Genomic DNA, 26,149 nt, shown 5'->3' with positions numbered 1-26,149 from the left:
GACGCCTGCATAAAAAACAGCAATCAAACGTGCAGACGCAAAAAAGCCGGGAATTTCCCGGCTGCCGCATCATACACACGTTTTCCCAAAGGATCACCCCGCCCGAGGCGTTAGCCGCCAGGCGGGGGATGATTCAGGTCAACGACGTATCAAGGCTTGGCTTTTTCCAGGTAACGGAAGAAGTCGCTGCTTGGGTCCAGGACCATGACGTCGGATTTGTTCGCGAAGCTTTCACGGTAGGCACGCAGGCTACGGTAGAAACCGTAGAACTCCTGATCCTGGCCGTAGGCCTTGGAGTAGATTGCAGCGGCCTGGGCATCACCATCACCACGAACCTCTTCAGATTCACGATAGGCTTCAGCCAGCAACACGCGGCGTTGACGATCAGCGTCGGCACGAATGCCTTCCGACAGCTCGTTACCCTTGGCGCGGTGCTCGCGAGCTTCACGCTCACGCTCGGAACTCATGCGTTCGAACACGCTGCGGTTCACTTCCTTCGGCAGATCGATGGCCTTGACCCGAACATCGACAACTTCGATACCCAGCTCTTTTTCCGCCATCTTGTTCAGCGAAGCCGTGATATCGGTCATCAGCGCATCGCGCTCACCGGAAACCACTTCATGCAGCGTGCGCTTACCGAACTGGTCACGCAGGCCCGACTCCAGACGACGGGAAAGACGCTCGTCAGCAATCTGCTTGAGGCCGGAAGTCGCGGTGTAGAAGCGCTCGGCATCTTTCACGCGCCACTTGGCGTAGGCATCGACCATGACGGCTTTCTTTTCCAGCGTCAGGAAGCGTTGTGTCGGTGCATCCAGCGTCATCAGGCGTGCGTCGAATTTGCGCACCTGGTTAACGTAAGGCACTTTCACATGCAGGCCCGGCTGAACATCAGTCTGGACTACACGACCGAACTGCAGCAGCACCGCACGCTCGGTCTGAGCCACGATGTAGAAGCAGTTCCAGGCAGCGATCGCCACGACGACGCCGACAATAAGGGCGATCAGCGATTTATTGCTCATCAGCGACTCTCCCTGGTACGTGCTTGCTGTTGCTGCAGATCGGCTGCACGCACATTCGCTTCATTGCTGGTGGCTGCCGCGCCGGTCACCGAAGTGCTGGTGTTGCGACCGCCTTCGACCATCTTGTCCAGCGGCAAGTACAGCAGATTGCTCTGGCCATTCTTGTTGCCGGTCACGAGAACCTTGCTGGTGTTGCTGAAGACTTCCTGCATGGTGTCCAGGTACAGACGCTGACGGGTCACTTCAGGTGCCTTGCGATACTCGCTCACCAGCTTGGTGAAGCGATCAGCCTCACCCTTGGCGCGCGAGACGGTTTCGTCACGGTAACCATTGGCATCTTCAATGATGCGCTGGGCCTGACCACGGGCTTCCGGCACGACACCGTTGGCGTAGGTTTCAGCCTGGTTACGCGAACGCTGCTCGTCTTCACGGGCGCGGATCACGTCATCGAAGGCTTCCTGCACTTCACGCGGTGCGGCTGCGCTCTGTACGTTGACCTGAGTGACGGTGATACCGGTGCGATAGGTATCCATGAAGCGTTGCAGACGCTCCTTGATTTCGCTGGCCATCAATTCACGACCTTCGGTCAGCACCTGGTCCATCGCGGTGGAACCCACCACATGGCGCAAGGCACTTTCGGTCGCGTGCTGCAGGCTGATTTCCGGCTGATCAACGCTCAGCACGAAGTCCTGCAGGTTGCTGATCTTGTACTGCACGGTCAGCGGCACTTCGACGATGTTCTCGTCTTCAGTCAGCATTTGACCCTGCTTGGTATAGGCACGCTCACGCGTGACGTTTTCCAGGTACTTGCGATCGATCGGCGGGAAGTAGATGTTCAGGCCCGGGCCAACGGTTTCGTAGTACTTGCCGAAGCGCAGCACCACGGCTTGCTCCTGCTCGTCGACTACATAGACCGCGCTGTACAGCCACACGGCCGCCAACACGACCAGGCCGATGCCGAGCAGACCGCCGAAGCCGCCACTCCTGCCCGAACCGCCACCGTCATCACCGCGTTTCTTACCACCACCGAACAACCCGTTCAGGCTTTCCTGCAGCTTTCGGAAGGCCTCGTCGAGATCCGGTGGTCCCTTGCGGTCGCCGTTATTGCGGCGTTTGCCACCCCAAGGATCCTGATTATTCGAGTTGCCACCCGGCTCATTCCAAGCCATAGCGCTCTCCATCTGATAAAGCAAAGACGCACCCACGGCGCGCCGACCAATGCTACAGAATGCCTGTCACCGCGGCACAACCGCTTTTTCAGGCTTTTATTGCAAAGTGTGTTGTTCGATGAATTCCATCGGTTGCAGACCTTCGCGACTCACCAGTCGATTCAACTCGACCCGTGGCAAGCGAACGGCCAGCAGGCTGATGCCTTCTTCGTCGTGTTCCTCTTTCTGCACCGCACCGAGTTCGAAAAACTGCGCACGCAGTCGAGCAAAACGTTGCGGCAAGCGCAAGGTGCCGATAAACAAATCACTGCCGAGTAACTCGGCAATGGCTTGCTCAAGCAATTCCAGACCAGTGCCATCACGCGCCGACAGCCATACCCGCTGGGGTTTGCCGTTTTCGTCGCGCTGGATTTGTGGCTCAACGCCTTCAAGCAAATCGAGTTTGTTATAGACCTCGAGGATCGGCAAGTCCTGGGCACCAATCTCGCCCAGCACCACCATCACCTGCTCGATCTGCAACATGCGATCGGGTTCGGCCGCATCGATCACGTGCAACAGCAGGTCGGAGTTGCTCGACTCTTCGAGGGTAGACCGAAAGGCCTCGACCAGCTTGTGGGGCAAATGGCGAATGAAACCTACAGTGTCCGCCAGGACAATCGGCCCCAGATCGTCCAGTTCCAGACGGCGCAGGGTCGGGTCCAACGTGGCAAACAATTGGTCAGCCGCGTAAACGTCGGATTTCGTCACGTTATTGAAGAGCGTGGATTTACCGGCGTTGGTATACCCCACCAGCGACACGGTAGGGATATCCGCACGCATACGCCCACGTCGCGACTGTTCGCGCTGACTGCGCACTTTCTCCAGCCGACCCTTGATCTGCCGCAGACGAACCCGCAGCAAACGGCGGTCGGTTTCGAGTTGGGTTTCACCCGGGCCACGCATGCCGATACCACCACCCTGACGTTCAAGGTGGGTCCAGCCACGAACCAGCCGCGTGCTCATGTGGTCAAGCTGGGCCAGTTCTACCTGGAGCTTGCCTTCATGGGTACGGGCACGTTGGGCGAAAATATCGAGAATCAGACCGGTACGGTCGATCACGCGACACTCGAAAACACGTTCGAGGTTACGTTCCTGACTGGGCGTGAGGATGTGATTGAAAATCACCAGATCGGCCTCTTCGGCCTTGACCAGGTCGCGCAGTTCCTCGACCTTGCCGCTGCCAATCAGGAATTTGGCGGTTGGCCGATGACGCGGCACGTTAAAAAACGCAACGGTCTCGGCGCCCGCCGAATTAGCCAGTTCCTGAAACTCCTGCGGATCTTCGCGCGCCTCAGGGTCCTGTCCATCCAAGTGAACGAGGATTACTCGCTCACCACCACCGTGGCGCTCAAAGAACAAAGGAGACTCCTATCAGGCGTTACCTGGCTCAGCGTCACCTGCTTCGGATTCGGTTGCGCTAGGCAGACGAATTGGACGAACCGGCACCACTGTAGAGATAGCGTGTTTGTAAACCATCTGGCTGACGGTGTTTTTCAGCAGGATAACGAACTGGTCGAAAGACTCGATCGTGCCTTGCAGCTTGATCCCGTTGACCAGGTAGATGGAAACCCCCACTTTCTCTTTACGTAAAGTATTCAAGTAAGGGTCTTGTAGCGAATGCCCTTTTGACATGTGCCGCACTCCTTTAAGGATTCAATATAAAAAATAGGTAAACAATGGCTTGTGGCCGTCACACCCCCAAGGATAGACGGCAATTGCAAGGACTCAGCTCAATATGGAGATGGTCCCAAGGTATTTCAAGGCGCGCGGCAGATTGTCGCAATCGAGGCTGTCCAACCAATGTAAATCAGCCCAACTGCGCAGCCAGGTGAACTGGCGCTTTGCCAATTGGCGCGTGGCAATGATTCCACGCTCCTGCATCTCGGCTTGCGTCAGCTTGCCATCCAGGTAGTCCCAGACTTGTCGGTAGCCTACTGCACGTATAGACGGCAACCCGGCATGCAGGTCACTTCGCTTACGCAGGGCTACGACCTCGTCAATGAATCCCTGTTCCAGCATATTCGTGAATCTTTGTTTAATTCGCTCGTGCAATACCTGGCGATTTGCCGGAGCAATGGCCAAGTTCGCGACAGTATAGGGCAATTGTTGCAGTCCCGAGGCGGCTGCTTCAGTACTTTGCGCAGATTGTTGCAACCTTAGTGCAGTCATGCTCTGACCACTGACGCGATAAACTTCCAGCGCCCGACTGAGTCGCTGCGGATCGTTCGGATGAATACGCGCCGCAGATTGCGGATCGATGACTGCCAATTGATCGTGCAAGGCTTGCCAGCCAAGGCGTGCAGCTTCTTCTTCGATCTGCGCGCGAATGGCCGGATCGGCCGCCGGCATGTCTGCCAGACCTTCAACCAAAGCCTTGTAATAGAGCATTGTGCCGCCCACCAGCAGCGGAATTTTGCCCCGCGCGGTGATCTCGGCCATGGCTTGGAGGGCATCACGACGGAAATCGGCGGCCGAATAGCTCTCTGCCGGGTCGAGAATATCGATCAACCGGTGTGGAAATTCAGCCAGAAGCTCTTTTGAGGGCTTGGCGGTGCCGATGTCCATGCCACGGTAGACCAGCGCCGAATCGACGCTGATCAGCTCGCAAGGCAAGACTTTAGTGAGTTCGATGGCCAGGTCGGTCTTGCCGGCGGCGGTCGGCCCCATCAGGAAAATCGCAGGAGGGAGCTGGCTCATCAACGACCGCGCAAAAACAGTTTGTCCAGATCGTCCAGGCCCAATTGGGTCCAAGTCGGTCGGCCATGGTTGCATTGACCGCTGCGTTCGGTGTTTTCCATGTCCCGCAGCAGACCGTTCATTTCCGGCAGGGCCAGGCGTCGATTTGCCCGAATCGCGCCATGGCAGGCCATTGTCCCGAGCAGCTCGTTCAGGTGCGCCTGAATCCGGTCGCTGGTGCCGTATTCCATCAGGTCCGCGAGGACGTCACTGACCAATCGATTGGCTTCTGCCTGCTTGAGCAGTGCCGGGATCTGCCGGATGGCCAGGGATTCCGGGCCCAGACGCTGCAATTCAAAGCCCAGGCGCTGGAACCACGCGACGTGTTCTTCGGCGCAATCGGCTTCACGCTGACTGACAGCCAGGGACTCCGGCACCAGCAGCGGCTGACCGCTCAGGCCTTCGCTGGCCATGGCGATTTTCAGGCGTTCGTACATGATCCGCTCGTGAGCCGCGTGCATGTCCACCAGCACCAGGCCCTGGGCGTTTTCCGAAAGAATATAGATGCCTTTGAGCTGCGCCAGTGCATAACCCAGCGGCGGAATGTCGTCCTGACCGGCCGGCAGCGCTACCGCGTTGGCTTCTGGCAAGGGTGCAAAAAACTCGCGATAAGCGGCCTGGGCCTCAGCCACCGGCACGCCGGACTGAGGCCGCGGCGAGTACTGATATTGATAACCGGCACCCGCACCCGAGCCGGCCGGCGTATTGAACGACGGCTGGGCCTGAGGCGGTTCCAGCAAGGCATTGGCCGCCAGACGCATTTCGCCCTGCGGACCGAACTCGCCAGCATCAATGCCGGTAGGTCGAACGATGGCCGTCGCGACAGGCGCGGCCAGATGGTCTTCCGGCCGCACATCGCCCAAGGCGCGGTGCAGGGTGCCGTAGAGGAAATCGTGAACCATGCGCCCGTCACGGAAGCGCACTTCGTGCTTGGTCGGGTGCACGTTGACGTCAACGCCTGCCGGATCGACTTCAAAGAACAGCACGAACGTCGGATGCCGGCCGTTGAACAGCACGTCGCGATAGGCCTGGCGCACCGCGTGGGCCACCAGTTTGTCGCGTACGGCACGGCCGTTCACAAAGAAATACTGCAAGTCTGCCTGGCTGCGGTTGAACGTCGGCAAGCCGACCCAGCCCCACAAATGCAGGCCATTGCGCTCGATCTCGATCGGCAGCGCCTGCTCGAGGAAACCCGAACCGCAAATCGCCGCCACACGCCGGGCACGGGCCGCGTCGTCATGGGCTTCATGCAGGCTGAGGATGGTCTTGCCGTTGTGGCGCAGATGGAACGCCACGTCAAAACGCGCCAACGCCAGACGCTTGATCACTTCTTGCAGGTGATCGAATTCGGTTTTTTCGGTTTTGAGAAACTTGCGGCGGGCCGGGGTGTTGAAAAACAAGTCACGCACTTCCACCGACGTGCCCACCGGATGGGCCGCTGGCTGCACGCGAGGCGCCATGTCCCGGCCTTCGGTTTCGACCTGCCAGGCTTGATCGGCCTCTTTGGTGCGGGACGTCAGGGTCAGGCGTGCCACGGAGCTGATCGACGCGAGGGCTTCACCGCGAAAGCCCAGGCTCATGACCTGCTCGAGGTCTTCCAGGTTGCGGATTTTGCTGGTGGCATGTCGCGCCAGGGCCAGCGGCAGGTCATCGGCAGAAATGCCGCTGCCATCGTCGCGCACCCGCAGCAGCTTGACGCCGCCCTGCTCCACATCGACATCGATACGCCTGGCGCCGGAGTCGAGGCTGTTTTCCAGGAGCTCCTTGATCACCGAAGCCGGGCGCTCAACCACCTCACCGGCGGCAATCTGGTTCGCCAGTCGCGGGCTGAGCAGCTCGATGCGAGCCGTGTTGGTCAGCACCTGGTTCATTCTTTGGCCGCCAGTTCAGTGCCGGGGATGGTCAGGTTCTGACCGATTTTCAGCTCGTCACTCTGTAGGTTGTTGGCGCTGCGCAGGGTGGCCGGAGACACCTGATAACGCACAGCGATCATCGCCAACGTCTCGCCCGGGCTCACCCGATGGTCACGTGGACCTTGAGCGATTTTGCCGGAATCACGTAGCCAGGCGATGTAGGTGCCCGGTGGCGGATTCTGCTGGAAGAACTGGCGAACACCGGCGCTGATCGAGCGTGCCAGCGCCTGCTGGTGGCTCGCCGCCGACAGTTTCGAGGCTTCGTTGGAGTTGGAGATGAAGCCGGTTTCCACCAGGATCGACGGAATGTCCGGCGATTTCAGCACCATGAACCCGGCCTGCTCCACCCGTTGTTTGTGCAACGGCGTGACCCGGCTGATGTTGCTCAAGACCTTTTGGCCAACGTCCAGGCTCGAAGTCAGGGAAGCGGTCATCGACAGGTCGAGCAGCACACCGGCCAGCATGCGGTCCTTGTCGTCGAGGCTGACGCTGCCAGCACCACCGATCAAGTCGGAGCGGTTTTCGCTGTCGGCCAGCCAACGGGCGGTTTCCGAGGTGGCGCCGCGATCGGACAAAGCGAACACCGACGCACCGAAGGCTGCCGCAGACGGCGCTGCGTCGGCATGGATCGAGACGAACAGGTCGGCGCCCTTCTTGCGGGCGATTTCGGTACGGCCACGCAATGGGATGAAGTAGTCGCCGGTGCGGGTCAGTTCGGCGCGGAAGCCTTTCATACCGCTGACCTGACGCTGCAATTCGCGGGCGATGGCCAGCACCACGTCTTTCTCGCGCTGACCGCGAGAGCCGGAGGCGCCCGGGTCTTCGCCGCCGTGGCCAGCGTCGATCACCACAACAATGTCGCGTTTGCCGGCCGGGGCTGGCGGCAGCTTCACCGCAGGCTCCACCGGAGTGACCGGGACAGGGGCGACCGTCGCGACGTTGGTCGGCGCCGGAATTGGCGCGGCATCGGCGGCGTTGTCGAACAAGTCGACCACCAGGCGATTGCCGTACTGGGCGTTTGGCGCCAAGGTAAAACTTTTCGGCGTCACGGCTTTTTTCAGGTCGATGACCACCCGCAGATCGGTTGGCGTACGTTGAGCCGAGCGCATGGCGGTGATCGGAGTGTTCGAACTGTTGACGTTCAGCGGCGCCCCCAGAGTCGCGCCATTGATGTCGATGACCAGCCGATCCGGTGCGGTCAGGGTGAAGACACTGTGCTGGACAGGACCGCTCAGATCGAACACCAGTCGTGTGTTGTCTGGAGCCCGCCACAGGCGAACGCTGTTGACCTTCGTCTCGGCCACAGCGTCGACGGTCACCGCCAAAAACAACAATCCTACGGCAGCTACCATCGCGCGAAAGCGCATACCTAACCCCATCATTTAATTGGTTTCCAATGCCAAAGCGGCACACCACGACTCGCCACGCGAGCCCTGGGACAAAATTTTCAGCGAACGCCCGCTGTCTTGCGGGCCAATGGTAATGGTCAGGTCAGGCTTTGGCAAAAAGCCTGCACCCTTTTCGGGCCATTCGATCAGGCACAACGCATCGTCGTCGAAATAGTCACGGATCCCGAGGTACTCCAGCTCTTCAGGGTCGACCAGGCGATAGAGGTCGAAATGGAAGGCCCGGATTTCGCCAATCTCGTAGGGTTCGACCAGGGTGAAGGTCGGACTTTTTACCGCGCCTACATGCCCCAAGCCACGAATGATGCCCCGAGACAGCGTGGTTTTCCCCGCCCCCAGGTCCCCTTCCAGAAAAATCAGACCGTGCCCTTGAGTGGTTTTTGCGATGCGCGCGCCAAACGCGGTCATCGCCTCTTCATCAGCCAGGTACAGGGTTATTTCAGACACGGTGCTTGCTCCTCCAACAACTGACGAATGGCTGGAATCAGATCACTGGCCGCCAGCCCACGGCCCGATTTACCTTCTTGCGCGCCAGCATTGGCGTGCAGCCAGACGGCCAGGCAGGCGGCGTCGAACGCCTCCATGCCTTGCGCCAGCAACGCGCCGACCAGACCGGCCAGCACATCACCCAAACCGGCGGTGGCCATCGCAGGATGGCCCTGATGACACAACGCCAGACGCCCATCGGGGCTGGCGATCAGGCTGCCGGCGCCTTTGAGCACCACGACAGCTGTATATTTTTTGCTCAATGCGCGAGCCGCCGCAGGACGATCGGCCTGCACTACGGCAGTGCTCACCCCCAACAAGCGCGCCGCTTCGCCTGGATGCGGCGTGATCACACAGTCCTTGGGCAAGCTCACGTGCTCTGTGGCCAGCAGATTCAATGCGTCGGCGTCCCAGACTTGCGGCAGCGGCGCCTTGGCAGCCGCCGACAAAAGGCTGCGCCCCCAGGAAGCCTGACCCAAGCCTGGGCCGACAACCAGCACGGAAACCTTTTGCAGCAGTTCCATCAGTTGATTGGCCGACGAAGTGCCCAACACCATGGCTTCAGGAATTCTCGCCAGCGCGGCCGGAACATGTTCACTGCGCGTGGCCACGGACACCATGCCCGCGCCGCTGCGCAGGGCACTTTGTGCGCTCAGCAGGATGGCGCCACCAAAGCCGCGATCACCGCCGATCAGCAGGACGTGGCCGAATTTGCCTTTATGGGAGGTTGGAGCCCGGCCCGCCAGACGCGGCAACGAACTGGCCGTCAGGCGACGTGCACTGATGGCGACGCCGTTAAACGACTCGGGGGAGGCCTGCAGATCGTTGAACACCAACGCCCCAACCACGTCTGCAGCATCACCAGTGAACAGACCCAGTTTCAGGCCGATGAACGTCACCGTCAGGTCAGCCCGCACCGCAGCGCCGAGTATTCGGCCGGTATCAGCGCACAACCCCGAAGGGATATCCACCGCCGCAACCGGCAGCCCGCTGCCGTTGATCGCCGCAATGGCGCCCGCGTAGGGTGCTCGCACCTCACCCGTCAGGCCGGTGCCGAGCAAGGCATCCAGCACGATACCGTGCAACTCAGACTGTGCGCTCCAGGCTTGAACCGCGACACCTTCGGACACGGCCTCGGCATGGGCTGATGCCGCATCACCCTGTAAACGCTTGGGATCACCGACCGCCAACACCCGCACATGCCAGCCGGCACGTCGGGCCAGCACGGCCACCAGATAACCGTCGCCGGCGTTATTGCCATGACCGGCCATGACACTCAATTCATTCGCCGACGGCCAATGGCGGACCAGCGCACGCCAGGTCGCCCGCGCCGCGCGCTGCATCAATTCGAAGCCCGGTGTGCCGGCCGCAACCAGGCTTGCATCGAGGGCTCGCACTTGCGCGGCGCTATACAGCGCGTCGGGTAAATCATCTTTAGTGTGCGGCATGCGTCTTCGGGCTCCGATGTCTGGCAGAATTATACGCACCTCAGCTCCGGTTTCTCTCGCCTCATGCCCGCAATTACCACAGACCTGCCCGCCCTCGCCCAATCCATCAAGGACTGGGGCCGCGAGCTGGGCTTTCAGCAAGTCGGCATCAGCGGCCTCGACCTGGCCGAGCATGAGCAGCACCTGGAACGCTGGCTCGCGGCCGGCTACCACGGCGAAATGGACTACATGGGCGCCCACGGCAGCAAACGCTCACACCCGGACGAGCTAGTGCCCGGCACGCTTCGGGTGGTTTCCCTGCGCATGGACTACCTGCCAGGTGACACCGAAATGGCCAAACGCCTGGCACAACCTGCAAAAGCCTACGTCTCGCGTTATGCCTTGGGCCGCGATTACCACAAATTGATCCGTAAACGCGTGCAACAACTGGCCGATAAAATTCAGGCCGAAATCGGCCCGTTTGGTTTCCGCGCCTTCGTCGACAGCGCGCCGGTGCTGGAAAAAGCCATCGCGGAACAGGCCGGTCTGGGATGGATCGGCAAAAACACCCTGGTCTTGAATCGCAAGGCCGGCAGTTACTTCTTTCTCAGCGAACTGTTCGTCGACCTGCCGCTGCCCGTCGACCCGCCTCACACTACCGAGCATTGCGGCCGCTGCACCGCATGCCTCGACATCTGCCCGACCAACGCCTTCGTCGGCCCGTACGTGCTGGATGCCCGACGCTGCATCTCCTACCTGACCATCGAACTGAAAAGCGCGATCCCGGAAGATTTGCGGCCACTGATCGGCAATCGGGTATTTGGCTGTGATGACTGCCAGATTGTCTGCCCGTGGAACCGCTTCGCCCGTCCGTCCGGCGAAAGCGACTTCAAGCCACGGCACAATCTGGACAACGCGGAGTTGGCAGAGCTGTTCATGTGGGATGAGGAGAAGTTTCTCAGCAGCACTGAAGGTTCGCCGTTACGCCGGGCGGGTTATGAGCGATGGCTGCGAAACCTGGCGGTTGGCCTAGGCAATGCTCCGTCGAGCATTCCGGTGCTGGAAGCGTTGAAGGCTCGCAGGGATTATCCGTCAGAGTTGGTGCGAGAGCATGTGGAGTGGGCGTTGAAGCAACATGACCAGCGCGCTGGCAACGAAGGATCTCGCCCTTAACAAATGGGGTAATTTGATGATGAACTACCCCATTTGAAGTCGAATTACCCTATTAAGAGCAAACCGCCAGGACTAGCAATCTTCGTTCAAGCCTCGTCGTTATAAACAAACTTCGGCATTTCCCAATGAAACCGGATCGCCAGCAACCGCAGCAGGAAGCCGCCAAACAGCGTGATCAAAATCGCCTGTTCACCCGGCAATTGCAGGTAAATGCACAGCATGTAGCACCACGCCGCCGCGAACGAGACGCTGGCGTAGAGTTCGCGGCGGAAGATCAGCGGGATGTCGTTGCAGAAAATGTCGCGCAGGATGCCGCCGAAAACCCCGGTGATCACACCGCTGACGGACGCTACGAGCATGCCGTGGCCCATTTCCAGCGCGGTCATGCAGCCGATCAGGGTAAACGCCACCAGGCCCACAGCATCGAGCACCAGAAACAGCGAGCGCAGATGGCGCATCCAGCGTGCGGCGAAGACCGTGAACATCGCCGCCACCGAGGTTAGCACCAGGTATTCCGGGTGTTTGACCCACGTCAGCGGGTAGTGGCCAAGCAGCACGTCACGCACCGAACCCCCACCCAACGCCGTGACGCAGGCAATCAGCACCACGCCAAACCAGTCCATTCCGCGACGGCCGGCAGACAGGGCACCGGTCATGGCTTCGGCGGTAATGGCAATCAGGTAAAGCATCAGCAACATGGTGGCGGTCCTTGCAAGAAGGCGCGCAGTCTAGCCATTTAGTCCCGGCACCAAAAGAGGGCAAAACAGACACTGAGACCTGTGGCGAGGGGATTTATCCCCGTTGGAGTGCGAAGCGCTCCCCTGCATTCTTTCAGTGGCAACGCATTCGCAGGTTTTACGACTGCTTCGCAGCCGAACGGGGCGGTGCGACGTTTCGATAAATCCCCTCGCCACAGAAAGCCCCCTCGCCACAATGGCCAGCGAGCACCCAATCAGAACTTGATGAAGTTCTTGCGATAGTGCTGCAGCTCGGCGATCGATTCGCGGATGTCGTCCAGGGCCAGGTGAGTGCTGCCCTTTTTGAAGCTGTCGCGCACGTCCGGCGCCCAGCGTGCGGCCAACTCTTTCAGAGTCGACACGTCAAGGTTGCGGTAATGGAAGAAGCTTTCCAGGGATTTCATGTGCGTATAAAGGAAGCGACGGTCCTGGCAGATACTGTTGCCACAGATCGGCGACTTGCCCTTCGGCACCCATTTTTCCAGGAAAGCGATGGTTTGGGCTTCAGCTTCGGCCATGCTGATGCGGCTGTCGCGAACGCGCTGGGTCAGCCCGGAGCCGCCGTGTTGACGGGTATTCCACTCGTCCATGCCAGCAAGAATTTCGTCGCTGTGATGGATAGCGATCACCGGACCTTCGGCCAAGGTGTTCAGGTCGCTGTCGGTAACGATGGTGGCCATTTCAATGATGACGTCGGTATCAGGGTTCAGACCGGTCATTTCCAGGTCGATCCAGATCAGATTCTGCGGGTTTTGCATGTGTCGGCTCCTAGGCAATGCTGCGCAGTTTAGCCTAGGGCGGCGGCCGGGCGTGCTAAACTCGCGGCCGTTTTACCTAATCGCTGCATTCTTGATACGGAACACCCATGGCCAAACGCCAACTCAATCGTCGTCAAAACTGGCGCATCGAAAAGATTCAGGGCGAACGCGCTGCCCGCGCCGCCAAACGCGAGTCCTCGGCTGTCGAGGCACTTGAGGGTGGCGATCTGGGTCCGGAACAGACCGGCCTGGTGATCGCGCACTTCGGTGTGCAGGTCGAAGTCGAAGCCCTCGATGGCGATCTGGCCGGCCAGGTATTCCGTTGTCACTTGCGCGCCAACCTGCCGGCGCTGGTGACCGGCGATCAGGTGGTCTGGCGTGCCGGCAACCAGGGCATCGGCGTGATCGTGGCGCAACTGCCGCGTAAAACCGAACTCTGCCGTCCGGACAGCCGTGGTCAGCTCAAGCCTGTAGCGGCCAACGTCGACATGATCGTCATCGTCTTCGCGCCGCTGCCCGAGCCTCATGCCAACCTGATCGACCGTTATCTGGTCGCTGCTGAGCACGCAGGGATTCGTCCGCTGCTGCTGCTCAACAAGTTCGACCTGATCGACGAGCAGAACGCCCCCGCGCTGAATGCCTTGCTGGCGGTTTACCGCACGCTGGGTTATCCGGTGCTGGAAGTCTCGGCGCACCACGGCAATGGCATGGAGCAATTGCAGGCACAACTGGACGGGCACATCAGCGTATTCGTCGGCCAGTCCGGCGTCGGCAAATCCTCGCTGGTCAACACTCTGTTGCCGGAAGTCGAAGCCCGTGTCGGCCCGCTGTCCGAGCTCTCCGGCCAGGGCACTCACACCACCACGACCGCGCGGTTGTTCCACTTCCCCGGCGGCGGCGAGTTGATCGACTCCCCGGGTATCCGCGAATTCGGCCTGGGCCACGTCAGCCGTGCCGACGTCGAAGCCGGCTTCATCGAGTTCAACGACTTGCTCGGCACCTGCCGCTTCCGCGACTGCAAGCACGACCGCGAACCGGGTTGCGCCCTGCTCAAGGCCTTGGAAGAGGGTCGCGTGCAGCAGCAACGGATGAACAGCTATCGCTCGATCATCGCGAGTTTGCCGGAAACCAGCTATTAATTAGCCGGGATCATTTTCGTGACGCCGCGAAAATGATCGACAGACAGCAGAGACAAAAAAGCCGCGATCATCTCGCGGCTTTCTGGTTTCAGGGTATTGTTTTTCAAGCTTCCAGTCCGAGGCGTCGCAGCCATCCCGAATCAACAAATGTGAAGCAATGAATTAATTGAGGCTAAAAGCTTCTTGAATGGACTTGATCAAGCGATCGCCATCCACCCCTTTGTAACCTAGGGGGTTTGACGCAAGCTCAGCGAGCACTTGGCTGAGAAATGACGTCATATCGAGAGCAATTCGTTCGGGGAGCTCGGTCATTCCTTCTGTAAGACCGACAGAAAGCAAGATCACATCTTTGAAGTGCTTTTTGATATCACGACTGTCCACTTGTACGCCGTTCTCGATCTGCGCCTTCTTGTTAAGCCAGGCATGGGCTTTGAGCGGAACGAGCCTATCAGCCCCAATGTGACTAATTTCACGTGTGTGGTCGACGCCGGTCAGGAGAAAGTTGTAATACTCATCATCTAGGATGATCGCAGAAAGGCTTGCGGCTTGCTCTTCTACGGGGACTTTGGTCATTCGGGCCGCTTCTTCGTGCTCCAGGCCATCTGGCACACGAGAAAAAAGCTCAACCTGAACTGGAAAAGATTTGTCCTCAGGGTTCTGGAAACGATAGAAAACAGGGGAGCCCCCTTCACTGTCTCCATTTTGGCGAATGGCATACCCGCCGTCCTTGATGAACTTCCAGAACTGACCTACAAACTCACGATTGAGAGCCTCAACAACTAGTACAACATCCAGATCCTTGGTAGCTCGAAATTTCTCATCCAGAAGCTCCATGGTAATGGATGCTGCCACCCCGCCAATCAGAACGTAGCTACCTTGGTAGTCTTTGAAATACTCTCTAAAACGGTCGATACCCACTACCATTTCACGTTCTCCATCATTTCATCTAAACACATTTGCACCCGGTCATCATGTTCATCCTTGAGACTCAGGTAGAGAGAAAATGGGTCTACAGTCCCAATGGCTGTGTTGCTTTGCGGAGGGGCATAGCTCCAAAACTGAATGCAACACGCTGCATGGTTTTGCGGCACCTCATAATAGGGGGATGTGGTCTCAAATTTCGATTTTGCAGTCTTTGATACTGAGCCCCAAACGCCGAACTCGTCTCCATATGCCGCATTCATCTTCCCTCCGTGCTCGGACTGAGCGAGCTTTCGAATGTGATCGAACTGCCCAGTCGTCATTGCGAAACCAGGTACTTTTGGACTAGCGAGAAGGCTCATCTCTGCCAGGGCCGCCTCCCCCGTCATCAGCATGGGGGTGTCAAACGCCTCAGGAATTGCATTTAACCAAAGCGTTTTTTTAACCGGTGTACGCATGTAGGCCTTCGACACATCCCAAGTCTCCTTGGGAGACAAGTGGAAAAAGATCGCGGTTTCACCCTTTTCCTTTCCAATCTGAACGATGTCCAAGTCGGTCAGCTCCTTGATGGCTCTGGTGACGGTCATTTTCGCGTAGGTAAAGGATTTTTCGAAAGTTGAGCGAGTGGTAAGTAGCTCGCGCTGCCATCCTTTAATCAAGAATTGAATAAGCATGGATTGGGTCGCGGGGCTCAGAACCTGAGGTTTTTCCAAGCGCTGCCTATAGTATTCACGCAAATCCATTCCAAAGGCCGGAAGGTAAAGCTGGTTTCCAGGCACGATGAATTGAACGCCTTTCTCGACCAGTCGCTTTCTGTCATAGCTCGGGATCGTGTCTGTGACGAAGATCATGAGGTCGCCGGTTTCGGGCGACTTCTTGAGCATCTGAAGGTTGTTGATTGCCTGCATATGCTTGGCGATATCAGCAACGCTAGCTTCTCGCTGTGGACGTTCCTTGAGGATGAGGCACCTGTCGCCCAAGATTTCCGTGACGAAAAACTCGTAACGGTCACGCAGCGCATACGGAAGGATTTTGACGTGTTCCCAAGGTTTCAAGCGCAGCTGTAAGCCAAGCACGCTTTCTACATAGGCCTTGAGTTCGATCAGGTCACGTCTCTCAGGGAGGTCGTGGTCATCTCTGGTGAAATCAACCATAGTCATTCTTCCGTATCACGATTTCATCACGATATCAGAGGCTCTGATAGCGTGCAAAATTCCTGATATTCCTCCGCGGATTTTGATGCAGGTCCTGCGAAGCGAGATAAAAGATTGGGCGTGAGTGACGCGAGCGTCCGCCCACGCAGTGCTGGCTCTCATGGTGCCCCGCTTATTGAGGCTAAAAATGGCGTCCACTTAGGTGGACACCATCGCCCTAACCGTTGGGATCAGGAAGGTGGCTTGGCCGGACGCGCGTTCAAGTGACCTGAATTACGCGATGATCTCGGCTTTCTGATCTTCAGCGTGCAGCTTTTTCCAGCGTCCACCCCAGCACATCCAAGGCATCACAGCCATCCTGGATCAACATGTGCGCAGTATTGGCGAAATGCTCCAGATCATGGCCTTCGGCGTTTTTGATGCACAGGCAGGTGACGCTGTTGAGCAGATTACGCGCGGCTTTAAGTCGATGGACGGCGGTTTCAAGAAGATCGGAAGCGCGGGCTTCGGTGTCGATGTACAGCGTCGGGCCGACGCTGAAGTTGCCTTGGAGCGGGTGATACTTAGCCATGGGTCAAAACTCCGGATAATTTCGAGAGATTTCATCTGTGGTTCGACCGGCTAAGATCGGTCACCGCGTTGGCAGCAACGGCGGAACTATAGTCAGATGTTTGTACGACTGAGAACCCCAGCACGAAATTTCAGATCGTTCCTATAGCCACCACCAACGCACAAACAACAGACACAAAAAAGCCGACATCTCTGTCGGCTTTTTCATGGGTCACTGCTTCGGCGGTTCACCCGGCTTCGGCGCCGGGTTGTCGAACAAATTCAACCGTTCACGAAGCTCATGCGCCGGCAACGGCTCTTTATCTGCCGGTAACGCGTTAGGGTCGGCTGGCTTGGCGGGTACTTCGCCCGGGCCGCCCTGCCCTTGCGCCGGCGTTGTTTCTGGAGCCGGTTCCGCACCTTGCGAACCTTCGATGGCACGCTGGGCTTTCTTGGTCAGCACAATAATGTCGATACGGCGATTGATCGGATTGAACGGGTGCTCGCGATCGAACAACGCCGATGAGGCATAACCGACGACGCGCGCCACCTGCGCATCCGGATAGCTGCCGGCGACCAGCGCACGACGGGCAGCGTTGGCACGGTTGGCCGAAAGCTCCCAGTTACCAAAGTCACCGGTGCCCGTGTACGGCTTGGCATCGGTGTGGCCGCTGATGCTGATCTTGTTCGGCACTGCTTTGATGGTGTCGGCCATGGCCAGCAGGATGTCTTCGAAGTACGGTTTCAGACGAGCTGAGCCTGAGTCGAACATCGGCCGGTTTTCGGCGTCCACGATCTGGATGCGCAAACCGTCCGGCGTGATTTCGAAACTGATCTGGTCTTTGAATTTCTTCAGCTGCGGGTTCTCTTCGACCTTGGTCTGCAGTTCTTGCAGCAACAGCTCGAGACGCTCCTTCTCGACCTGCTCGGCCATGCCTTCAACCTGCTCGGTGTCGATGGTCACCTTGTCTGGCTGCGGCTGGGATTTCACCTCGGGGTTGAGGGTGTTCTCCGGCGCCAGGGTCGGTGTGCCGCCCAGGTCGATGATGTACGGCGTGCCGCTTTCGGAAAAGCCGACCGGGTCCTTGAAGTAACCGGCAATGGCGATCTTCTGTTCAGGCGTTGCGGTCGACAGCAGCCACAGCACCAGGAAGAACGCCATCATCGCCGTCGCGAAGTCCGCGAAGGCGATTTTCCAGGCGCCCCCGTGATGCCCGCCGGCGATGCGCTTGACGCGCTTGATGATTATCGGCTGGTTATTTTCCATGAATTAACGTCCGCGGACCGCTTGTTCCAGCTCAGCAAAGCTAGGACGGTGCGCCGGGTACAGAACTTTACGACCGAACTCTACCGCCAGCGATGGCGGCATGCCGGAAGCCGAAGCGACCAGCGAGGCCTTGATGGCTTCGTAGATGTTGAGTTCTTCCTTGGCATCGTGGGCCAGGGAGTGGGCCAGCGGACCAAAGAAACCATACGCCGCGAGAATACCGAAGAAGGTACCGACGAGGGCTGCACCGACGTGCAGGCCGATGGATTTCTGATCACCTTCACCCAGGGAAGCCATGGTCACCACGATACCGAGTACCGCCGCGACGATACCGAAACCCGGCATGGCGTCGGCAATACCGTTCACCGCGTGGGATGGATGCTCGAGGTCTTCCTTGAGGCTGTAAAGCTCCATGTCGAACAGGCCTTCAAGCTCATGGGGCGCCATGTTGCCGGAAGACATGATGCGCAGGTAATCGCAGATGAACGCGGTCATGCGTTCGTCTTTTAATACCGCAGGGTATTTGGCGAAGATCGGGCTCGCAGCGGCGTCTTCAATGTCGCCCTCAATAGCCATCATGCCTTCGCGGCGGCTCTTGTTGAGGATCTCGTAGATCAGGCCCAGCACTTCCAGATAAAAAGTGTGGTTGAAACGCGAACTGAACATGCCCAAGGATTTCTTGAGCACGTGCATGGTCATGTAACCGGGGTTGGCCTGCAGGAATGCACCGAGGGCCGCACCACCAATAATCATCACCTCAAAGGGCTGAATCAGGGCGGCAATTTTGCCGTGGGAGAGCACGTATCCGCCGAGCACGCTCGCGAATACGACGATGATGCCGATTAATTTAGCCATAGGTAGGAGAGCACTTACTGAGTCGGGTTCAAGGTCATATTCGGAAGTTAAAAAATCTCTTCTTCTACTTATCGGCAAAACTGCGCCAGACTATAGCCAGTTCAGGCGAAAAGCCAATTTGGCCCGCTCCGGGCATAGGTAATGCAGACGATGATCGCGTCCAGACATGGCTAACGAAACGAACGTTCCAACTCCAAAACCGACCACTCTCGAAGGCTGGGTCAAGCTTCTCGATGGCGTGCGCCTGCCGGTTCCGCAAGCCAGTCATGACCGTGTCTGCAAGGCCATCGCCAACAGTCGCAGCTCCCTGCGCGATATCGCCGAACTGATACAGGACAGCCCGGCGCTGGCCTTGAGCGTGATTCGCGAAGCCAATCGCCACACCCACGGCAGCATGACCGAGCCTGCGGAAAACCTTGAGGTGGCGATCAATCGCCTCGGTTTGAAGCGCACCGAAGAACTGCTCGCCCGGTTGCCTGCCCAGCCGCAATCGGAGATCCCGATCGCCCTGCGTCAGCTACAGCTGATCAGCCAGCACGCGACCCAACAGGCCAACGGTTTTTTCGCCAGTCGCCTGGCGCGGCTGTGGCAGGACATCCACTGGGGCAGCCTTTTGTTTCTCTCGCCGCTCTGGCCGATGGCGTTGACTCATCCGCAGTTGCTCGAAGAGTGGGAGCTGCGGGTCATCCACAAAGGCGAGTCGGCGCGCAAAGTCGAAAAGCAATTGTTCGGCGCGCGCCTGCTGGATATCTGCCTGGCGCTCGTGGACATCTGGCGCCTGCCGATCTGGGTGCAGCAGGGTTACCGGCTGCTGCTCAACGAGCAACGTGAGCTGGTGAAAGTGCTGCGCATCGCGCGCGACAGCGATCATCCATTGCGCCAGCAGAACCGCCTCGATGACGATCCGACCCTGCGCCGCTGGCTCAATCAACCGGCCAATACGGTGCTGCTGGCCAACGGTCTGGCGCTGTCGGCGCAACAGGCCTGGGACAGTCCGCACAGTGAACGCTGGCAGTACCTGACCAGCCTTTACCTGCAAATGCCGATGGACGAGGTGCAGCAGCAGTTGCACCAACAGGCCGCCAACAGCGCCCGCCATCACGCCATGCCGGACCTTTGGCACCCGGCCGTTTCACTGATCTGGCCGTGGGGCATGATCCGCGTGCACGCAGGCTTGCTGCCGGCCCCGGCGCCGACGGCCGAAGACCTGGCGAAATGGCGCAGACAGTGTGCCGAGTTGCTGGTCGAGCCCAGCCGCTTCACCAATGCCATGCACTTGACCACCTCTGCCCGGGACGCTTTGGTCGCGTGCGGCATGCGTCGGGTGATGATCCTGATGGCCGACCGTACTCACGCCAATCTGCGGGTGCATCAAACGGCCGGGCTGCCAAAAGAAGTGGCCGGTCTGAACTTCGTCGTCAGCCAGAGCACCGTGCTGCAACGCCTGCTTTCGCAACAGGCCCAAGTGCGCCTGACGCCGGCCAACAACGCACAATTCTCGGCCATGCTGCCGGCCAGCCTGCGCTCACAGTTCGGCGGCGAACACTTGCTGCTGCGTTCACTGGTCAATAATGGTCGGGTGATCATGATTGTGGTGGCGGATCAGGGCGGCGGGCCGTTCTCGGAAATCACCGTACAAGCCTTCGGCAAAACCGCGCAGTGCATCGAAAAGGCACTGCACAGCTTTAGTCAGCGCGGCCAATGACGCTGCTATACAATCCTCCCTTTTGTGCTCTGGAGACCTCACATGTCTGACTTCTCTGGCTTGCCGCTGGTGATCGAGCCGAGCGACTTGCTCCCTCGTCTTGACGCCCGCGAACTGATTCTGGTGGACCTGACCAGCAGCGCCCGCTATGCCGAAGGGCATATCCCCGGTGCGCGTTTTGTCGATCCGAAACGCACGCAACTCGGTCACCCACCTGCGCCGGGGCTGATGCCGCCGCAAGCGGCGCTCGAAGCATTGTTCGGTGAGCTGGGACACAACCCCGATGCGGTCTATGTCGTCTATGACGACGAAGGCGGCGGTTGGGCCGGGCGCTTTATCTGGCTGCTGGATGTCATCGGCCATAGCAAGTACCACTATGTCGACGGCGGCCTGAAGGCCTGGCTGGCAGAAGGCTTGCCCATGTCGATCCAGATCCCGGCGCCGGTCGGCGGCCCGGTTGCGCTGACCCTGCACGACGAACCCACGGCCACCCGCGAGTACCTGCAAAGCCGTCTCGGTGCCGCCGATCTGGCGATCTGGGACGCACGCGGGCCGCTGGAGTACTCCGGCGAGAAAGTCCTGGCGGCCAAGGCCGGGCACATTCCCGGCGCGGTCAATTTCGAATGGACTGCAGGCATGGATCAGGCGCGCAACCTGCGCATCCGCACCGACATGCCGCAGATCCTGGAAAAACTCGGGATCAGCAAAGACAAAGAAGTGATTACCCACTGCCAGACACACCATCGTTCTGGCTTCACCTATCTGGTGGCCAAATCCCTCGGTTATCCGCGGGTCAAAGGCTACGCCGGTTCCTGGGGCGAATGGGGCAACCACCCCGATACGCCCGTAGAGATTTAAGGTTTTTAAGGACAGTTAATGAATAAGCGTTTGTTTATCCTCAGCCAATACCTGCTGCCCCATCACCTGCTGTCGCGCCTGGCCGGCTGCATCGCCGAATGCCGCGTACGCTGGTTCAAGAACGCCTTCACCGCCTGGTTCGCCAAGCGTTATCAGGTGGACATGTCGCAGGCGCTGGTCGAAGACCTGACCGCTTACGAGCACTTCAATGCGTTCTTCACTCGCGCCTTGAAAGACGGCGCTCGCCCGCTGGACGAGACGCCTGGCGCGATCCTCAGCCCGGCCGACGGCGCGGTCAGCCAACTCGGCCCGATCGAACACGGTCGAGTGTTCCAGGCCAAGGGCCACAGCTTCAGCGTGCTGGAATTGCTGGGCGGCGACGCTGCCAACGCAGCGCCGTTCATGGGCGGTGACTTCGCGACTATTTATCTGTCGCCGAAGGACTACCACCGCGTGCACATGCCGTTGGCCGGCACCCTGCGCGAGATGGTCTACATCCCCGGCCGGATCTTCTCGGTCAACCAGACCACCGCCGAAAACGTTCCGGAACTGTTCGCCCGCAATGAGCGTGTGGCGTGCATTTTCGACACCGAGCGCGGGCCGATGGCCGTGGTGCTGGTGGGCGCGATGATCGTTGCGTCGATCGAAACCGTTTGGGCCGGGTTGGTCACGCCGCCGAAACGCGAGCTGAAAACCTTCCGCTACGACGAAGCTGCCCGTGCACCGATCCATTTGGAGAAAGGTGCAGAACTGGGCCGCTTCAAACTGGGTTCGACCGCTGTCGTGCTGTTCGGGCCTGATCAAGTGAAATGGGCTGAAGAGCTGGCGGCCGGTTCGCCGGTGCAGATGGGCCAGGGCATGGGCCTGGCAAAAGCCTGATCCCTGATCCGAACCCCGCGAACGTCTTCGCGGGGCCGGACATTTCGGTGGGTGCCGTTACTCTATCTGTCCACGGAAGCCGATCGGCCCTTCGTTAGCGTAGGTATTGGTGCCACTGAGGTTTTTCCCTCCATCACTGGAGGTCACGCTCAACGCCACAACGTTCTGATTATCACGGCCGCCGATGACCCATTTGCCACCCGGATGCCATGGAGCGTCGTTGCCGCCCCACTGATTTTCAACGTTGTACTGGTTCTGGCCCGTGCGCTGAGCCTTGAAGCCAATGGGACCTTCACCCGCATACGTCATGGTGCCGGTGAAACTCTTGCCGCCATCGCCCGATTTGATCTCGATCGCGACAACGTTCTGGTTGTCCCGCGCGCCTAGCGTCCAGTCTCCGCCCGGATGCCAGGGTGCCGAACTACCGCCCCATTGATTTGCCACTACATATCTAGACATAAACTTCATCTCCTTGAAGTTACAAAGAGACCTGCCCTGCGTAGGCAGCAGGCCGTACGACCGTGCGTATCCAGTCGCACGACTGTCAGATTAGTAGTACGCCCGGATGGCACTCGACTGACAGACAAACGGTAAAAACCCATAGCTGCTACAGTCAGGTCATTCACTGCCCATTTACCGGTTGGAGTTTTTTCACGGCATGAATGAGACCAGCCCCCATCTTCTGCTACGCGCGCCCGTCCCGCTGCAGGTGCGTCTGTCGTTCTGTGAAGCCACCCCGCGCGACCTCAAGCGCTGGATCGCCAATCTGCCCAAAGCCAACATCGGCGAAACCGCTCGCCAGCTGTATCAAGGCTTGAGCGAACTCAACCAGCTGTTCACGCCCAGTGACAATCGCCTGCAATTGCTCGAACTGCTGCGGCCCGAGGTGTATTACGTCTGCAAACACCTTGAGCAGCATTTCCTGCATCAGTCGATTGTCCTCGACGAGCGTTCCCGCAAGATCGCCAACCTCTGCCAGGCGCTGCAAAGTCACTTGGCCATTGGTTATAAACAAATTGTCGTGCGCATCACACCAACGTTCAGCAAGGACCGTGCGCCGCTGCTGACCCAGGCGCTGCAACGGGCGCTCCATTGCCTGAACGGGTCGCTGATTCGCGCGACCAAACTCTATTGCCCCGTGCCGGAAGGCCTGTGGCTGGAGCTGCATCAACTCTACCGGATCGCCTGCGCGCACCGGCTCCAGCACACGAGCCTGCGCGATGAGCTGGCCAACCAGACGCAAACCCTGAGCATCGAACAGACGTACGTGGTCGCCTTGCTGCTGGGCGCCTCACGCTGCAACCAACTGCGCCAGCACCAGATTGCCCGGGTGGCCGAAGTGCTGGAACCCTGGAGCCAATGGATCAAGCTGCAACCCGGCAAACCGGCCACCGGGTTATTTGCCGTCGCGCCAGACCTCGACACCGGACCGCGTTACCGCACCAAGTTCCGCGCCGAGCAGCAAGAGAGCTTGTTGGGGATTGATCCGCAGCCGTTGGTCGCGGCAATTGAAGCTCATTTGCAAAAAAACGACAGCTCATCGCCACTGCCCATGTCGACAGGGTTAAGCCTGGACTCGTTGCAACACCTTCATGCCGCCTGGGGCCAGACGGCCGAGCGCAGTTTCCATCGCACCGTTGGCCAAGGCACGTTGACCCTGTGCATAGGCATGAGTGCGCTGCACTTTTATCTGGGTGGGCAACGCTCATTCAGCGACATCCTGAAAAACCAGGGCGCCCGGCCTGCAAAGTTTTCGGTAACGTCAGCGACCGGCCGGGAAAAGGACCAATGGCACCAGGCCTTCGACGCCGCGCCCCAAGGCAATGCAGACGCTCTGTTGCCCTACGAAGAGATCGAATACCCGCAGCTTCAGAATGACGACAGCCACGCAGCATCCGACCGCAATCAGCACTTCCCGACCCATGTTCTGTCAGTGATCAATCACAGCCCCGGCGGTTACTGCCTGGCCTGGCCCGGCGCTGTGCCGGCCGAGTTACAGGCAGGCGAGATGGTCGGTATCGAGGATTCTGCCGGTCAGGGTTGGAGCATCGCGGTGGTGCGCTGGATCCGCCAGGTGCGCGGCGGCGGCACGCAAATGGGCATCGAGCAGGTTGCGCCCTGCGCCGAGCCTTGCGGCCTGCAATTGGTACGCACCCGTGATGACCACAGCCAATACCTTCGAGGTCTGTTGTTGCCGCAAATCAGCGCCATCGACGTGCCGGCCACCCTGCTCGCGCCGCGCCTGCCCTTCCAGGAGGGCAATAAGGTCATGATCAATACCCACGGCGAGGAACGTCGGGTCGGGCTGGAGCGGCGGGTGGCGAGCACCAACAGTTTCAATCAGTTCGCCTACCGCCCACTGGAGGCCGCGAAAAACGACAACGCCGCAGTGAGCGGCGCTGAGGAGGATTTTGATTCGTTGTGGAAAACACTTTGAGGGAGTAGCAGATCCCTGTGGTGAGGGGACTTGTCCCCGTTGGGCTGCGAAGCGGCCCCCAGCGTTCTCTCAGGCAGACCGAGTTATCTGGATTTGCGACTGCTGCGCAGCCGAACGGGGTGGTGCGGCATTCCGATAAATCCCCTCGCCACAAATGTGAACACCCGCGCTTAAGTGAACAGCATTACTCACCACAGAGGCCCTTTTAGTCAATGCAAGACTTAAAGCTGCCCGTCGCGATCCCGGAAGCCCAGCAGATACAGCACGCCATCCAGCCCAAGGGTGGAAATCGCCTGCTTCGCCGACTGCTTGACCAGCGGCTTGGCACGGAACGCCACGCCCAACCCGGCAATCGCCAGCATGGGCAAGTCGTTGGCGCCGTCGCCGACCGCAATGGTCTGTTCCAGACGCAAACCTTCCTTGTGCGCCAGTTCCTTCAGCAGATCCGCCTTGCGTTGCGCATCAACAATCGGCTCGACCGCCACGCCAGTCACTTTGCCGTCCACCACTTCCAGTTCGTTGGCGAACACGTAGTCAATGCCCAGCTTGGCCTGCAATTGCTTGGCGAAGTAGGTAAAGCCGCCCGACAGGATGGCGGTCTTGTAGCCCAGACGCTTGAGTTCGGCGAACAGTGTTTCGGCACCTTCGGTCAGACGCAGGGAGGCGCCGATGGAATCCAGCACGCTGACGTCCAGCCCTTTCAACAAGGCCAGGCGCTCCTTGAAGCTGGCGCGGAAGTCCAATTCGCCGGCCATCGCCCGCTCGGTGATCGCAGACACCTGATCGCCCACGCCGGCAGCCTTGGCCAGTTCGTCGATGACTTCGGCCTCGATCAGCGTCGAGTCCATGTCGAACACCGCCAGGCGACGGTTACGACGGAACAGTGAATCTTCCTGGAAGGCGATATCAACGTTCAGTTCCTGCGCGACGCTGAGGAATTCGGCCCGCAGCGCTTGCGGATCCGCCGCTTCGCCACGAACGGAAAACTCGATGCAGCCCTTGCCCTGATCGGCCGGGGTGTCCAGCGGCATGCGCCCGGACAGACGATCGATGTGGTCGATGTTCAGGCCATATTTGGCGGTAATCGAACTCACGGCCTGCAATTGCCCGGCGGTCACTTTGCGAGTCAGCAGGGTCACGATGTGGCGTTTCTTGCCCTGATTGCCAACCCACTGCTGGTAATCCTCTTCGGACACCGGCGTGAAACGCACCTGCTGATCGAGCTTATACGCCGTGAACAGGATGTCCTTGAGCACCGACTTGCCTTGCTCGGTGTCAGGAATTTCAACCAGGATGCCGAACGACAAGGTGTCGTGGATCACCGCCTGACCGATGTCGAGAATGTTCACACCACCCTGGGCCAGAACGCCGGTAATGGCCGCAGTCAGACCCGGACGGTCGACTCCCGTGATGTTTATCAGGACGATTTCGCGCAAGGCGCACCCCCGCAGGTGGAAAAAAACCGCATTCTACCCACATTCAGTGACCATCGGGCACCGTGAGCGCTTTGACGGTCTAGGGC

At 59.3% G+C, this 26,149-nt stretch carries 24 protein-coding genes; 6 read left to right on the top strand and 18 right to left on the bottom strand.

The genetic code is table 11. The features are described 5' to 3' along the window. Positions 1–149: 149 nt before the first annotated feature. The 9 genes from hflC to IB252_RS19595 all read right to left on the bottom strand — a co-directional run bounded on the left by hflC (position 150) and on the right by IB252_RS19595 (position 10,216). Positions 150–1,019 carry a protease modulator HflC gene (gene hflC / locus IB252_RS19635; RefSeq protein ID WP_008156983.1) on the bottom strand — a complete coding sequence of 290 codons (870 nt, stop codon included), beginning with the start codon at positions 1,017–1,019 and terminating at the stop codon, positions 150–152. Continuing rightward, complete coding sequence (gene hflK, locus IB252_RS19630; protein ID WP_008156982.1) at positions 1,019–2,188, bottom strand: FtsH protease activity modulator HflK; 1,170 nt, start codon at positions 2,186–2,188, stop codon at positions 1,019–1,021. Before hflK ends, hflC begins: the two co-directional genes overlap by 1 nt. Positions 2,189–2,284: 96 nt before the next feature. Next, a complete protein-coding gene (gene hflX, locus IB252_RS19625; RefSeq protein WP_111449259.1) occupies positions 2,285–3,586 on the bottom strand; it encodes a ribosome rescue GTPase HflX in 1,302 nt (433 codons plus the stop codon). Positions 3,587–3,598: 12 nt separating this feature from the next. Beyond that, positions 3,599–3,859: an RNA chaperone Hfq gene (hfq, locus tag IB252_RS19620; protein WP_007902656.1), complete on the bottom strand. Its 261-nt coding sequence runs from the start codon at positions 3,857–3,859 to the stop codon at positions 3,599–3,601. A gap of 93 nt (positions 3,860–3,952) precedes the next feature. Then, positions 3,953–4,924, bottom strand: coding sequence for a tRNA (adenosine(37)-N6)-dimethylallyltransferase MiaA (miaA, locus tag IB252_RS19615; protein WP_192409981.1), 972 nt, complete (start codon positions 4,922–4,924; stop codon positions 3,953–3,955). Continuing rightward, positions 4,924–6,834, bottom strand: a complete 1,911-nt coding sequence (mutL, locus tag IB252_RS19610) for a DNA mismatch repair endonuclease MutL (RefSeq protein ID WP_412548175.1) — start codon at positions 6,832–6,834, stop codon at positions 4,924–4,926. Before mutL ends, miaA begins: the two co-directional genes overlap by 1 nt. Next, positions 6,831–8,258: an N-acetylmuramoyl-L-alanine amidase gene (locus IB252_RS19605; RefSeq protein WP_111449262.1), complete on the bottom strand. Its 1,428-nt coding sequence runs from the start codon at positions 8,256–8,258 to the stop codon at positions 6,831–6,833. Before IB252_RS19605 ends, mutL begins: the two co-directional genes overlap by 4 nt. Further along, positions 8,259–8,729, bottom strand: coding sequence for a tRNA (adenosine(37)-N6)-threonylcarbamoyltransferase complex ATPase subunit type 1 TsaE (gene tsaE, locus IB252_RS19600; RefSeq protein WP_192409980.1), 471 nt, complete (start codon positions 8,727–8,729; stop codon positions 8,259–8,261). After that, entirely contained in the window at positions 8,717–10,216 is a 1,500-nt protein-coding gene (locus IB252_RS19595; protein WP_192409979.1) for an NAD(P)H-hydrate dehydratase, read from the bottom strand. Before IB252_RS19595 ends, tsaE begins: the two co-directional genes overlap by 13 nt. Positions 10,217–10,279: 63 nt before the next feature. On the opposite strand from IB252_RS19595, the gene queG reads away from it, so the two are divergent. Then, a complete protein-coding gene (gene queG, locus IB252_RS19590; RefSeq protein ID WP_192409978.1) occupies positions 10,280–11,368 on the top strand; it encodes a tRNA epoxyqueuosine(34) reductase QueG in 1,089 nt (362 codons plus the stop codon). 86 nt (positions 11,369–11,454) lie between these two features. On the opposite strand, the gene IB252_RS19585 is transcribed toward queG, so the two are convergent. Further along, a complete protein-coding gene (locus IB252_RS19585) occupies positions 11,455–12,066 on the bottom strand; it encodes a trimeric intracellular cation channel family protein (RefSeq protein ID WP_008153267.1) in 612 nt (203 codons plus the stop codon). A gap of 254 nt (positions 12,067–12,320) precedes the next feature. Beyond that, positions 12,321–12,863, bottom strand: coding sequence for an oligoribonuclease (orn, locus tag IB252_RS19580; protein ID WP_111449266.1), 543 nt, complete (start codon positions 12,861–12,863; stop codon positions 12,321–12,323). A gap of 107 nt (positions 12,864–12,970) precedes the next feature. Here orn and rsgA point away from each other — a divergent pair, with 107 nt between their 5' ends. Then, complete coding sequence (gene rsgA / locus IB252_RS19575) at positions 12,971–14,002, top strand: small ribosomal subunit biogenesis GTPase RsgA (protein WP_192409977.1); 1,032 nt, start codon at positions 12,971–12,973, stop codon at positions 14,000–14,002. A gap of 162 nt (positions 14,003–14,164) precedes the next feature. On the opposite strand, the gene IB252_RS19570 is transcribed toward rsgA, so the two are convergent. From IB252_RS19570 to motA, 5 genes are all read right to left on the bottom strand, one after another. Then, entirely contained in the window at positions 14,165–14,926 is a 762-nt protein-coding gene (locus IB252_RS19570) for a hypothetical protein (protein WP_192409976.1), read from the bottom strand. Further along, positions 14,920–16,077, bottom strand: coding sequence for a hypothetical protein (locus IB252_RS19565; RefSeq protein ID WP_192409975.1), 1,158 nt, complete (start codon positions 16,075–16,077; stop codon positions 14,920–14,922). Before IB252_RS19565 ends, IB252_RS19570 begins: the two co-directional genes overlap by 7 nt. A 301-nt stretch (positions 16,078–16,378) precedes the next feature. Then, positions 16,379–16,648 carry a hypothetical protein gene (locus IB252_RS19560; protein WP_192409974.1) on the bottom strand — a complete coding sequence of 90 codons (270 nt, stop codon included), beginning with the start codon at positions 16,646–16,648 and terminating at the stop codon, positions 16,379–16,381. A 210-nt stretch (positions 16,649–16,858) separates the two neighbouring features. Continuing rightward, positions 16,859–17,893, bottom strand: coding sequence for a flagellar motor protein MotB (gene motB / locus IB252_RS19555; RefSeq protein WP_192409973.1), 1,035 nt, complete (start codon positions 17,891–17,893; stop codon positions 16,859–16,861). A gap of 3 nt (positions 17,894–17,896) precedes the next feature. Further along, positions 17,897–18,748 (bottom strand): flagellar motor stator protein MotA, encoded by an 852-nt coding sequence (motA, locus tag IB252_RS19550; protein WP_111449276.1) that lies wholly within the window; start codon positions 18,746–18,748, stop codon positions 17,897–17,899. Positions 18,749–18,914: 166 nt separating this feature from the next. Between motA and IB252_RS19545 the strand changes: the two genes are divergently transcribed. The 3 genes from IB252_RS19545 to asd are packed head-to-tail and all read left to right on the top strand — an operon-like array spanning position 18,915 to position 22,190. Continuing rightward, positions 18,915–20,453, top strand: coding sequence for an HDOD domain-containing protein (locus IB252_RS19545; protein WP_192409972.1), 1,539 nt, complete (start codon positions 18,915–18,917; stop codon positions 20,451–20,453). A gap of 42 nt (positions 20,454–20,495) precedes the next feature. Then, positions 20,496–21,311: a thiosulfate sulfurtransferase gene (gene rhdA, locus IB252_RS19540; protein ID WP_111449278.1), complete on the top strand. Its 816-nt coding sequence runs from the start codon at positions 20,496–20,498 to the stop codon at positions 21,309–21,311. Positions 21,312–21,329: 18 nt separating this feature from the next. After that, entirely contained in the window at positions 21,330–22,190 is an 861-nt protein-coding gene (gene asd, locus IB252_RS19535; RefSeq protein WP_046045706.1) for an archaetidylserine decarboxylase, read from the top strand. Positions 22,191–22,247: 57 nt separating this feature from the next. Here asd and IB252_RS19530 read toward each other — a convergent pair whose 3' ends face one another. Next, the gene (locus IB252_RS19530) at positions 22,248–22,649 is read right to left on the bottom strand and encodes a hypothetical protein (protein ID WP_042932429.1); all 402 of its coding nucleotides are present in this window, start codon (positions 22,647–22,649) and stop codon (positions 22,248–22,250) included. Between the two features lie 199 nt (positions 22,650–22,848). Between IB252_RS19530 and IB252_RS19525 the strand changes: the two genes are divergently transcribed. Next, positions 22,849–24,627, top strand: coding sequence for a molecular chaperone (locus IB252_RS19525; protein ID WP_192409971.1), 1,779 nt, complete (start codon positions 22,849–22,851; stop codon positions 24,625–24,627). Positions 24,628–24,848: 221 nt separating this feature from the next. Here IB252_RS19525 and serB read toward each other — a convergent pair whose 3' ends face one another. Further along, the gene (serB, locus tag IB252_RS19520; RefSeq protein ID WP_008153333.1) at positions 24,849–26,063 is read right to left on the bottom strand and encodes a phosphoserine phosphatase SerB; all 1,215 of its coding nucleotides are present in this window, start codon (positions 26,061–26,063) and stop codon (positions 24,849–24,851) included. Between the last annotated feature and the right edge of the window lie 86 nt (positions 26,064–26,149).

The sequence above is a fragment of the Pseudomonas sp. PDM10 genome (genome assembly GCF_014852295.1).
Taxonomy (GTDB): Bacteria; Pseudomonadota; Gammaproteobacteria; order Pseudomonadales; family Pseudomonadaceae; genus Aquipseudomonas.
This window is presented reverse-complemented; position numbering and strand designations above follow the sequence as displayed.